The following is an 11,033-nucleotide window of genomic DNA, read 5'->3' on the forward strand; positions in this document are numbered from 1 at the left end:
ATTCAATCCGAGCCCACTGGTCATCGGTCAGGAGAGCAGTACGCGACATTCCTCCACCCTCCCAAACGAATCACGATTCGATTAGGAGACACGCCCTAGGCGCCAGCCGGACTGAGTGTCAGCCGGACCCGGTGCTAGCCGAACCAGATGTTGGCTGAACTAAGCCCAGGCTTAGGGAAGTCGGATGCCCTGCACGATCAGGGTGGCCAGCTCGTCGTACGCCTCGGCGTCGGTGAGGCCCGTGGTGTCGGCGATCTGGCGTTGCTGGATGCGCACCATGACGGCCGTCACCGCTTCGGCGATGAACGCGGCGGGAACCGGGCGGAACGAGCCGTGGTCGACCCCCGCGGAGATGAGTTCCCGCACCCGGTCCGCGGCGATCTGGGTGTTGCGTTCGTAGATTTCGTTCGCCGGCGGGAAGGCCGCGACATCGTCGACGAAGGCGGCGGATGCCGGACGCAGCTCGTCGCCGACCGCCCTCAGGTAGACGGCGATCCGATCGGCCGGATCCGCAGCGGCCGACAGCTTCTGCTCGACCCGGTCCGCGGCGCCCTTGAAGAAATGCACGACCGCCGTGCGGACCAACTGCTCGCGGCTGCTCGCCAGCGAGTAGATCGTCGTCTTCGAACAGTGCAGCCGATTCGCCGCCTCGCCGAGGGTGATGCCCGAGAAGCCTTCCCGCAGGAACAGTTCCACGAGCTGGCCGAAGAGCTCGTCCTGCCGCGCCGACCAGCGTCGCCGCGGGCTGCCGAGGGGGGTGGTGGTCACGGTCGTCTCACTCTCGTCCAGGTCGGCGGGCGGACTCCAGCTTGTGAATTCCGAAGCTTGTAGATTCCAGTGTACGCTCGTACTCGAAATCGTATCATTGACGATGCGAACGAACGCGAGGCACACAGTGACGATCACGGCAGAGAACCCGGCCGCGCCGGCCACCCAGACGGGCCCGACGGCCCCGGACCAGCCGCCCTACCCCGATGCCGACCTGCTCTTCATCGATCAGCTGCTCTCGGATGCCGAACGCCGACGGCTCGCCGCGGCCCGGGCGTTCTTCCAGGCCGAGGTGCGTCCGATCGCGGTGGAGCACTGGAACCGCGCCGAGTTCCCCTTCGCGATCCTGCCGAAGCTGGCGAGCCAGAACCTCAGCGGGGTCGGCGCCGGGGGCACGAGCCCCCTCCTGTCCGGGCTCCTCCAGATGGAGCTCGCGCGGGCGGACACGTCGATCTCGACGTTTTTCGGCGTGCATCACGAGTTGTTCGCGACCGCGATCGAAACGCTCGGCTCTGATGACCAGCGGGCCCGGCTCCTTCCCGACCTCCTCGCGCTGAAGACCATCGGCGCCTTCGCCCTGACGGAACCCGGGCACGGGTCCGACATCTCGCGGGACATGCAGACCATCGCGACCCGCGACGGTGACGAATGGGTGCTGAACGGGCAGAAGCGGTGGATCGGCAACGGCGCCATGGCCGACTACGTGCTCGTCTGGGCCCGTGACACGGCCGACCAGCAGATCAAGGGCTTCATCGTCGAGAAGGGGCGGGCCGGGTTTTCCGCGTCCACGATCGAGAACAAGATCGCCGTGCGCATTGTGCAGAACGCGGACCTGACCCTCCGGGACGTGCGGATCCCCCTCGAGAACTGGCTGCCGGGCACCAGCAGCTTCCGGGACACGAACCAGCTGCTGCGCAACTCACGTGTGTGGGTCGCCTGGCAATCGGTCGGCCAGCAGTTCGCTGCGTTCGACGTCGCGCGCGCCTACGCCCTCGACCGGCGGCAGTTCGGCAAGCCGATCGCCTCGTTCCAGCTGATCCAGGAGCAACTGACACGGATGATCGGCAACGCCACCCTGTCCCTGTCGCTGATGATCCAGCTTGCGCGGCTCCAGGAATCGGGCAGCCTGAGCATGGATCAGGCGGCGCTCGCGAAGGCATCCTGCACGTCGCTCATGCGCGAAACGGTGGCACTCGGCCGGGGCATCCTCGGTGGCAACGGCATCAGCACCGACTTCGAGATGGCCAAGATCTTCGCCGACGCCGAGGCGATCTACTCCTACGAGGGCAGCTACGAGATCAACGCGCTCCTCGTCGGCCGGGCCGTCACCGGAATCTCGGCGTTTTCCTGACGGCGGGTAGCCTTGGGACGCGGCGACGCGCTCGGCACCCGCACCGAACCTTTCCGAAAGCAGAAGAATGATCACCCTGTCCTGGCTCATCATCGTCACCGTCCTGGCCGCAGCCCTCGCGCTCGCGGACGGAATCATCCGTTTGCGCGGCTCGCGCAACAACTCGATCCTGGCCATCGCGGAAGTCGCCGTCGCGGCCCTGATGCTGGTCTCGGCCTTCACCGCCCTGCCGGCCCCGTTCACCACCTTCTTCTTCGCCCTGGCCCTCGAGGCCGTTCTCGTGCTGCTGCTCGTGCTGCCGGGCCGCGGACGCAAGGGCGCACCGACCCTGGTCATCATCGCACTGGTCGTGAACACGGTGGTCGTGCTGACCTCGGCCGGCTGGCTCCAAATCCCCGGGATGGGCTAGCCCGGCACGGTTCACCGGGACATTCGCCCGAGCAACGAGTGGCCCGGATGCCCGAACGGGGGCCGTCTGGCCATAAACTGCAGAGGCACGGCCCGGGATAGGAGAAAGAGCACCATGACACAGCACACACCGCTCCTCCCCCGCATCATTGCATTCGTGGGGGATGACTCCACCGGCGAGGTGACCATCGACGGCGTGCGCCAGCTGGTGGCCGCGCCCGACGAAGCCGGCGTGCGCGAGGAAATCATCGCTCGGGTCACCAGCGCGGCGATCAGGATCGGCGGGCCGGTGCGGCTCGTGGCCGAAGACTCGCAGGGCCAGTCGCCGCTGATCGTGTACCCGGACGGTCGCGTCGAGTCGGACGGGGATTTCGTCCCCGCCTCCGAGCGTCGGTCGACGCTCGCGGACGCGCTCCCCGAGCTGGAGCCCGAGCTGGAGGCCGAGCCCGAGCCCGAAGCGGCACCGGTTGCCGACCCCATTCTCTCGATCCTCGCGGCGGTAACTGCCGCCCCCGTGGCCGCCGTGGCCGCTGCTCCCATCACCAAGCCAACGGAGAGGCGCATGCCGCCCGTTTCACTGCCGACGTCCGGCTCCACGACACCCGATCTCGCCGACTTCCTCAAGTCCAGGCCTCAAGAAACCGCGGGCCCCGCAGAGCGGGGCTGGCAGGGGACGGTGAGCCGGATGACCGGCGGGCGCGTCTCTCCTTCCCCCAGCCGGATCGAGGTCACACACCGTGCCGCCATCGCAGCGGTCCAGCGCGGGCTCAGCGGCCCCCGCACGATCGTGGTGCTCAACCCCAAGGGCGGAGCCCACAAGACCACGGCGACGCTGCTGATCGCGGCGACCTTCGGCATCCACCGCGGCGGCTACACGCTCGCCTGGGACAACAACGAGACCATGGGCACGCTCGGCGTGCGGGCGCAGGGCGCCGCCCACAACAACACCGCCGTCGATCTGCTCCGGGATCTCGACCGCCTGGACGGCGACCGCACGGTGAGCGTGGCCGACGTGGACCGGTACGTGCGCAACCAGGGGGACTCCCGGTTCGACGCCCTGGCCTCGGACCAGGATCCGGCCGGCGCGGCCAGTATCGACGATGTCGCCTTCCGCAAGCTCCATTCCACGCTCAGCCGCTTCTATCGCATCCTGGTCATCGACACCGGCAACAACATGCGCGCGTCCAACTGGGAGGCGGCCGTCGAGACGGCCGACCAACTCGTCGTCGTGTCCACCATCCGCGAGGACACCGGCTACGGCGCGGCCTCGCTGCTCGACGGGCTCCGGCAGAAGGGCCACGCGGACAAGGTGGCCCAGGCCGTCACGCTGCTGGCTTCGCCGGCGAAGCGCGTCGACAACAAGCTGTCTCGCCGCCTGCACGATCACTTCCAGCAGCTGACCCGCACGGTGCTCGATGTCCCCTACGACCCGTCCCTGGTCGCGGGAGGGCCGCTGAACATCGAGGCGCTGGCCCCGCAGACCCGCGAGGCGTGGCTCCGGGCCACGGCCGCGATCGCCGAGGGGCTGTAGCCGCAACCCCCGGGCCGCGCCGGTCACCGCTGGGTCAGCGCTGGGTCAGCGCGCTTCGGTCAGCTGAAGGCGACGCGCGGCAGTCGCACGGGGTCGCGACGCACGGGGTCGCGACGTACTGAGGTGCGATCGCATCCGGAGCACGCGAGCAGGTACAGCGGCAAGGAGATCCGGTCGGCGTGGGCGGGGTTCGGCGTGAGGTTGGCCTGGGAGTGGCAGTACGGGCAGGTTATCCTCATGACGTCGTTTCCTCGTTTCGTTGCGACCGGTTTTCCTGACGCGACACGCGCCTGATGTCAAAAATATAACTGGGCCTGGCACTACACTTCACCCCCTTTACAGATGGACGAATCCGTGCCTGCCCTGCCGAACGCGGGGGTTCGGCGCTATCCTCACAGGTGAGGGAGGCTGGCGTGGGACTTTCGAATGAACAGCAGTTGACCCTGGTCGGAGAGCTCGATCAGCGGCTGCGCAGGGAAGCCGAACTCGCAAGCGTCTTCGCCGCCGTGGTTCCCGGTTGGTACGGACGCCTGCTGTCGTCGCTCATCCTCGCGACCGGCAACGCCCACGTGCTCTATCTCTCGGCCTCGTACCTGCTTGAGGGGAGCGCCTTCTCGCTCAACGCGGTGCTCTTCACCAACAAACTGTACGTTCGGGCGACGGTAACCGGCACCCAGGGCACGGAGAGCGGCGACCGGGCCGAGCCATCGGTCACGGCGCTGTCGCGTTCGTCGCTCACGTCGATGCGCCTCTCCTGCGACCACGATGCCTTCGACCAGACAACCGCCTGGCCGGGCAGTATCCGGCTCACCCTCGTCTTCGCGCGCGACCTGGCCGTCTCGCTCCCGCTCGGAGCCGCTCGCACGGAGTCCGGGGACGCCGAGCTGCACGCGCTGGTCACCACGTCGCGAGCGAGCCTCGAGCGCTAGTAGCCTCGGGCCACGAGCCGTATTAGCGTTGACTCAGTACTCGCCTGTACGCACCCGGAACCCCACACGCAGGGAACATTCGAATGAGCATCATCGAGGCCACCGGCCTGACCAAAACGTATAAATCGAAGAGCGGGCCGGTGCACGCGCTGGCCGGCCTCGATCTCGCCGTTCCGCGGGGAACCGTCAAGGCATTGCTCGGTCCGAACGGCGCCGGCAAGACCACCGTCGTCAAGATGCTCACGACCCTGATCCGGCCGGATTCCGGCCGGGCGATCGTCGACGGGATCGATGTCGTCCAGGACCCGAAGGCCGTACGCCGGGTCATCGGGGTCTCCGGCCAGTATGCGGCCGTCGACGAGAACCTCACCGGCTTCGAAAACCTCGTGATGGTCGGTCGGCTCTACCACCTGGGCGGAACCGCGGCGAAACGTCGCGCCCATGAGTTGATCGACCTCTTCGACCTGACGGAGGCGGGCAACCGGCCGGTGAAGGGCTTCTCCGGCGGGATGCGGCGACGAATCGACCTCGCCGGCGCGCTCGTCATCAACCCGAAGATCCTCTTCCTCGACGAGCCGACGACGGGGCTGGACCCCCGCAGCCGGCTCGCCCTCTGGGGCGTGATCAAGCAGTTGGTCACGGACGGCACGACCGTGCTCCTGACCACGCAGTACCTGGAGGAGGCCGACCAGCTCGCCGACGACATCGCCGTCATCGACGACGGCCGCGTGATCGCGGAGGGAACCTCCGACCAGCTCAAGGCGCAGATCGGAGGTCACCGGGTCGTGGTCGCGCTCATCGACGCGGGCCACGGTCCCGCCGCCCGGGAGGTCCTGGGCCGGTACGGCGAGGGCGAGCCCACGGTGTCCGGCGACGGCCGGGGGATCGAGGTCGCCGTGGGAGACGGGCCCTGGGCCCTCCAGCACGTGCTGGCGGACCTCGGCGCGGCGGGAATCGGCCTGCACGACGCCGGCATGCGCCGGCCGACCCTCGACGACGTGTTCCTCAAGCTCACCGGGCACATGGCCGACAGGGCCGCCGAGGGCGATGCCCCCGACCTGGCATTGGGGAAGGCGAAGTGAGCGCCGCCTCGACACTGCCCACGTGGAATCCGCTGACCATGTGGTACTCCGACGGCTGGACTGTGACCAAGCGCAACCTGACCAAGATTAAGCGGTCGCCCGACATGCTCGTCTTCGCGGTGATCCAGCCGATCATGTTCGTGCTGCTGTTCAGCCAGGTCTACGGGGGCGCCATCCAGGTGCAGGGGACGGACTACACCCAGTTCCTGATGGCCGGGATCTTCGCCCAGACCGTGGTGTTCGGCTCGACGTTCTCCGGTTCGGCGATGGCCCAGGACCTCAAGGAGGGCATCATCGACCGCTTCCGCAGCCTGCCGATGAGCGGGTCGGCGGTTTTGATCGGGCGCACGAACAGCGACCTCGCGCTCAACACCATCTCCATGGTCATCATGATGCTGACGGGCCTGGCGGTGGGCTGGCGCGTGAACTCGTCGTTCCCGGAGTTCATGGCCGGGATCGGCCTGCTCCTGCTGTTCAGCTACTCGTTCAGCTGGGTGATGGCGCTGCTCGGGATGATGGTGACCAGCCCGGAGGTCATCAATAACGCCTCCTTCCTCATCCTGTTCCCCCTGACGTTCATCTCGAATGCCTTCGTGCCCAGCGACACCCTGCCGGAACCGCTGCGCACCTTCGCCGAGTGGAACCCGGTGTCCTCGCTCGTTCAGGCGGCCCGGGAGTTGTTCGGCAACGTCGGCACGGCGCCGGTTCCGGATGTCTGGACCATGCAGCATCCGTTCGCCACGGTGCTGATCGGCATTTCGGTGATGCTCGTTGTCTTCGTGCCGCTGTGCATCAGGAAGTTCGCCTCGATCAGCTCGCGGTGATCCGGCTTTCGGGGGATCGGGCCCGCGGGGATCGGCAACGCAGGGCTCAGCTGCGTCGTCGCCGCGGGTTCGGGGCATTGCGAGTGCGGCCGGGCGCATTCTGGGTCTTCTTCGCGGAAGCCGGCCTGGCCTGCGCGGCGGCGGCCCTGACGGCCTTCGCTGCGGCCTTGGCCTTATCGGTCTTCTTTGCCTTCTTCGCCGGCTTGTCGCCGTCGGCCTGAGCCGCGGGGGAGTCGGCGCGTGAGCTGCCCTTCGTGCGCCCCCGCACGATTCCGACGAACTCCTCGATGTCTTCGGTGGTCTCGGCGGTGAGCCAGGCCAGCGCGATCCGGGTCTCGGCGACGCCCTGCACGGGCACCGAGATGACGTCCTTGCGGCTGTGCAGGCGGGCGAGGGAGTGGGGGAGGATGGCGATGCCGACGCCGGCCGCGACCTGTTCCATCACCTCGTCCAGGCCCGGCATGGCGGGAAGGCCCCGGCGGGTGCCGTCGTGAACTTCGGTGGCGATGTCCCGCCACTCCGGCACCGCGTCGGGGTCCTGCAGCAGGTGCTCGTCGGCCAGTTCGGCCACGGTCACGGTTTCGGCGGAGCCGAGGGCGTGGTCCTTCGCGGCGACGACCACGGGGATCTCGTTGTAGAGCCCGATCACGCTCAGGTCGGTCTCGTCGATCGGCAGGCGCACCAGGCTGACGGTTGCTCGGCCGTCGCGCAGCACGGCATCCTGCTCGGCCGGGTCGGTGCGGAAGACCTCGAGCGGAACGTCCGGCCGGCGGTCGGCCCAGATGCGCGTCCACTTGGTCGGCGTGACACCGGCGGCGAAGCCAATGACGAGGGTCATGGGCGTCCTTTCTCGCGGTGTCGAACCCGCCGTTCAGCGGGTGCTCTCAGGCTATACGCTTGATAGATGAGTTCCGAGAAGAAGACCCAGACCATGAAGCCCGCCACGGCGGCCCAGAAGCTCGGGATTCTGCTCGAGGCAGCTCCGGAGGAGTTCCAGAACTCCGCCATTTCGCGCACCGACCTGGCCGAGCTCGAAGAGAACCCGCCGGCCTGGCTGGTCGACCTTCGCGCCAACGGGCCGCACCCCAAGCAGGTCGTCGCAGCCAAGCTCGGCGTATCGATTTCCGGCCTCGCCCGCGGCGAGATGACCGAGTCGCTGACGACGGCTGAGATCAGCGCCCTGCTGCAGCAGCCCCCGGCCTGGCTCGTCACAGAGCGCGCCACCCAGCACGAGGTGCGGGAAGAGCAGATCCGGGTCAAGGACCGTGACGCCGAGCGCGCACGCAAGGCCGCGCACGTCGCCCGTCAGGCGGCTCAGATCGAGGGCAAGCCGGTCAAGGAAAAGCCCAGGGGCAAGAACCGCCGCTAGGCGCGAGGTGTGGCGTACCTCTCGCGGAGGAACTCGACGATCTCGTCGAGTTCGGTCTGCGACACCGAGTGCGCCATGCCCTCGTAGATGCGCTCCGTGAGCGTCGAGTGATCCGGCAGCCAGTCCTGGGTGCGGGCGACGGCCGTTTGCGGGATGATCTGGTCGGCCGTGCCCCGCCCCCAGAACACCGGCGGACGCAGCTCGGCCAGGCGCGCATCGCCCGGGCGCTCGCCGCTGGCGACGAAACCCGACAGCTGAACGGCGAAGGCGAAGCGCTCCGGAGCGTGGCGCATCAGCTGCAGCGCCATCGCGCCGCCCTGGGAGAAGCCGAGCAGGCCGATGGAGGCCGGCTGCTCCGGCAGCGCGTCGAGCCACTCCAGCACGCCGGCCGCCGCCGCGTCGAGAGCCTCCGGCCCGGGGTCGCCGGGCTCCCCGATCGGGAACCAGGACCAGCCCTGCCCGGCGGTGAGCGGGGCGCGCAGGGCGGCGATCACCGGCTCCAGCGGAAGGTGCGGGGCGAGCGCAAACAGGTCGCCCTCGTGCGAGCCGAAGCCGTGCAGGATGAGCAGGAGGGGGCGGCCCTCCCGGTCGTGCTCGCCGGCGGACCAGAGCACGGCATCCGTGTCGATCGGCTCGATGCGGTCGCTGTTGTCCATCGGGGTCCTCGCGTTCGTTGCGGAGTCGGTGGTGCAGGCCGGGGGCCGGGCAACCGGTCGTTACATCCTTTCACTGCCGCGGCCCGGTTTCGACGTCCGTCCCTGGGCTCCACTTCCGGCCCGGGCGCCCATCCGGGCCCCGGGTGAGTCACAATGAAGACATGAGCGTGCGCACCCCTGACCCCGATCCGGACTGGACCCCTGGCCCCGAGGACGGTCCACCGGTCAACACGAACCCGGGCTGGCTCAGCGACGTCGAGCTCACCCAGATCCGCCGTCGGCTGCCGCTGCTCTACGTGGAGGCCGTTCCGGTGCGCGTTGACGGCCTCGGCCAGGTCGTCGAAATCGGGGTGCTGCTCCGCGCGACGCCGGAGGGCAAAATGACCCGCACCCTCGTCTCGGGGCGCGTCATGTACGGCGAGACCCTGCGCGACGCGCTGTTCCGCCACCTCGAGAAGGACCTCGGGCCGATGGCGTTCCCGCAGCTGCCCGCGAGCCCGGTGCCGTTTTCGGTGGCCGAGTACTTCCCGCTGCCCGGGCTGACGGCCTTCACGGATGACCGCCAGCACGCCGTCTCACTGGCCTACGTCGTTCCGGTCACCGGCACCTGCGACCCGCGGCAGGACGCCCTCGAGCTCACCTGGATGTCGCCGGAGGAGGCCGCATCCGACGCCGTCTCCGCGGAGATGGAGGGCGGCCGCGGCTCCCTGCTGCGCACGGCACTCGCCTCGGTCGGCCAGCTGCGCTAGCTGTCCAGGGTCCTGTGTCACGAGGCCGTTTCACGTTTGAGTTGCGGACAAGCGCCCTTCGTTTCGCGCGGGAAGGTGCTTTTTCCGCAACTCAGCCCGGAGTACGAACGAGCTAGCGGATCATCCGGGATTCGCGCAGCATCTCGCCGAAGAACGGCGCGACCTTCTGCGTGCCGTCGAACTCGAAGCCGTTGCGCCGGTAGAAGGCCTCGGCCCGGGGATTGTCGGTGGCGATCCAGAGGAAGGCCGGTAGCGTGCCGATCGACGCGTCGAGCAGGTCCTGGCCCGCCCCGGATCCGTGGTGGGCCGTCAGCACGTAGAGCGCATACAGTTCGAGCTCGCGCGGGGCGTCGTCGTCACGGCCGGGCCCGGTGCCCGCGAATCCGATGATCTCGCCGTCGACCTCGGCGACCCACTGCTGGTCGGTCGGGCTGGCGATGATCTGCTCCCAGCGGCTCGCCCGGTCCTCTGGGCGGATGCTGTCGAGCAGCTGCTGCGAGAGCAGGTGCGAGTAGCTCTCCCGCCAGCACTGCACGTGCACGACGCCGAGCGCGGCGGCATCCTCCGGACGCGCCTCGCGAATACTGACGCTCATGTTCGATCCCCCCCATCGCCCCCGGTCTGCGCCACAGCCTGGCGAACGAGACGCACCTCGCTCAGCTCCTCTCCGAGCACTTCCTCGACCTTGTTCCGGCCGTCGGGCGTGTACCCGTTGCGGGCGTAGAAACCGTGCGCGCGGGAGTTGTCTGACGCCACCCAGAGCGACGACGGTCCCGGGTCGACGACCGCGTCGAAGAGCTTCTGGCCGATTCCGGTGCCGTGGTAGGCGTCGAGCAGGTAGACGAAGTACAGCTCAGGGACGCCGGGCAGGTCGGCGTCGTGGCCGGGTCCGCTGCCGGCGAAGCCGACGATCTCCCCGTCGACGACGGCCACGACCTGGCGGTACTCCGGCCCCTGCGACGTGTACCGGCGCCACATGGCGGCGAGCCGCTCCGGGTGCAGCTGCGAGAGGGCGGCGGCGCTCAGCAGGTGATCGTAGGTTTCATGCCAGCAGGCCGCGTGTACGCGGCCAAGGCTGTCTGCATCCGCTTCTACGGCGGGCCGAACGACGACTGTGGTGTCCATGAACCGACACTAGCCGAGGCCCGCGGGGTGGTTTTACCGGCGGATGCCGACGCCGTCGGCAACGCACAACGGGCCGGCCTCGTGAGAGACCGACCCATTTGCGTGCGGAGTGATGGAACGCCGGGCGCTTAGCCCTGGGCGCGGCGCGGTGCCGAGCGGCGTGCGCCGCCGGTGGAACCGCCGCCGCGCACGAGGCCGCCGACCTGCAGGCCGCCGGTGCGACCGGAGCCCTGAGCCGAGC

General features: G+C 68.8%; 14 protein-coding genes. 8 read left to right on the forward strand and 6 right to left on the reverse strand.

What is annotated here, in order from left to right; genetic code table 11:
• Positions 1–171: 171 nt before the first annotated feature.
• Positions 172–768, reverse strand: a complete 597-nt coding sequence (locus tag E3T33_RS01285; RefSeq protein ID WP_092322446.1) for a TetR/AcrR family transcriptional regulator — start codon at positions 766–768, stop codon at positions 172–174.
• 133 nt (positions 769–901) lie between these two features.
• On the opposite strand from E3T33_RS01285, the gene E3T33_RS01290 reads away from it, so the two are divergent.
• From E3T33_RS01290 to E3T33_RS01300, 3 genes are all read left to right on the forward strand, one after another.
• Entirely contained in the window at positions 902–2,119 is a 1,218-nt protein-coding gene (locus E3T33_RS01290; RefSeq protein ID WP_241982785.1) for an acyl-CoA dehydrogenase family protein, read from the forward strand.
• Between the two features lie 67 nt (positions 2,120–2,186).
• Positions 2,187–2,528: a hypothetical protein gene (locus tag E3T33_RS01295; RefSeq protein WP_092322443.1), complete on the forward strand. Its 342-nt coding sequence runs from the start codon at positions 2,187–2,189 to the stop codon at positions 2,526–2,528.
• Between the two features lie 114 nt (positions 2,529–2,642).
• Positions 2,643–4,058: a hypothetical protein gene (locus E3T33_RS01300; RefSeq protein ID WP_092322441.1), complete on the forward strand. Its 1,416-nt coding sequence runs from the start codon at positions 2,643–2,645 to the stop codon at positions 4,056–4,058.
• A gap of 59 nt (positions 4,059–4,117) precedes the next feature.
• On the opposite strand, the gene E3T33_RS01305 is transcribed toward E3T33_RS01300, so the two are convergent.
• Positions 4,118–4,297 (reverse strand): hypothetical protein, encoded by a 180-nt coding sequence (locus tag E3T33_RS01305; RefSeq protein WP_134475362.1) that lies wholly within the window; start codon positions 4,295–4,297, stop codon positions 4,118–4,120.
• 174 nt (positions 4,298–4,471) lie between these two features.
• Here E3T33_RS01305 and E3T33_RS01310 point away from each other — a divergent pair, with 174 nt between their 5' ends.
• From E3T33_RS01310 to E3T33_RS01320, 3 genes are all read left to right on the forward strand, one after another.
• Positions 4,472–4,987 carry a hypothetical protein gene (locus E3T33_RS01310; RefSeq protein WP_134574575.1) on the forward strand — a complete coding sequence of 172 codons (516 nt, stop codon included), beginning with the start codon at positions 4,472–4,474 and terminating at the stop codon, positions 4,985–4,987.
• Positions 4,988–5,070: 83 nt separating this feature from the next.
• Positions 5,071–6,069: an ATP-binding cassette domain-containing protein gene (locus tag E3T33_RS01315; protein WP_092322438.1), complete on the forward strand. Its 999-nt coding sequence runs from the start codon at positions 5,071–5,073 to the stop codon at positions 6,067–6,069.
• A gap of 38 nt (positions 6,070–6,107) precedes the next feature.
• Entirely contained in the window at positions 6,108–6,893 is a 786-nt protein-coding gene (locus E3T33_RS01320; protein ID WP_092322435.1) for an ABC transporter permease, read from the forward strand.
• A 46-nt stretch (positions 6,894–6,939) separates the two neighbouring features.
• Here E3T33_RS01320 and E3T33_RS01325 read toward each other — a convergent pair whose 3' ends face one another.
• The gene (locus tag E3T33_RS01325) at positions 6,940–7,731 is read right to left on the reverse strand and encodes a LysR family substrate-binding domain-containing protein (RefSeq protein WP_092322433.1); all 792 of its coding nucleotides are present in this window, start codon (positions 7,729–7,731) and stop codon (positions 6,940–6,942) included.
• A 66-nt stretch (positions 7,732–7,797) separates the two neighbouring features.
• Here E3T33_RS01325 and E3T33_RS01330 point away from each other — a divergent pair, with 66 nt between their 5' ends.
• Positions 7,798–8,262 (forward strand): DUF5997 family protein, encoded by a 465-nt coding sequence (locus E3T33_RS01330; protein WP_166784356.1) that lies wholly within the window; start codon positions 7,798–7,800, stop codon positions 8,260–8,262.
• On the opposite strand, the gene E3T33_RS01335 is transcribed toward E3T33_RS01330, so the two are convergent.
• A complete protein-coding gene (locus E3T33_RS01335; protein ID WP_092322432.1) occupies positions 8,259–8,918 on the reverse strand; it encodes an alpha/beta fold hydrolase in 660 nt (219 codons plus the stop codon). The two genes, E3T33_RS01330 and E3T33_RS01335, sit on opposite strands and share 4 nt — an antisense overlap.
• 161 nt (positions 8,919–9,079) lie before the next feature.
• On the opposite strand from E3T33_RS01335, the gene E3T33_RS01340 reads away from it, so the two are divergent.
• On the forward strand, positions 9,080–9,667 hold the full coding sequence (locus tag E3T33_RS01340; RefSeq protein WP_092322430.1) for an NUDIX hydrolase family protein: 588 nt from the start codon (positions 9,080–9,082) through the stop codon (positions 9,665–9,667).
• A gap of 112 nt (positions 9,668–9,779) precedes the next feature.
• On the opposite strand, the gene E3T33_RS01345 is transcribed toward E3T33_RS01340, so the two are convergent.
• Both E3T33_RS01345 and E3T33_RS01350 read right to left on the reverse strand, forming a co-directional pair.
• Positions 9,780–10,262, reverse strand: a complete 483-nt coding sequence (locus tag E3T33_RS01345) for a GNAT family N-acetyltransferase (RefSeq protein WP_092322429.1) — start codon at positions 10,260–10,262, stop codon at positions 9,780–9,782.
• The gene (locus tag E3T33_RS01350) at positions 10,259–10,792 is read right to left on the reverse strand and encodes a GNAT family N-acetyltransferase (protein WP_092322427.1); all 534 of its coding nucleotides are present in this window, start codon (positions 10,790–10,792) and stop codon (positions 10,259–10,261) included. The genes E3T33_RS01345 and E3T33_RS01350 overlap by 4 nt, the downstream gene beginning before the upstream one ends.
• Between the last annotated feature and the right edge of the window lie 241 nt (positions 10,793–11,033).

Source organism: Cryobacterium sp. TMT1-2-1, from assembly GCF_004403955.1.
GTDB classification, from domain to species: Bacteria; Actinomycetota; Actinomycetes; order Actinomycetales; family Microbacteriaceae; genus Cryobacterium; species Cryobacterium psychrotolerans.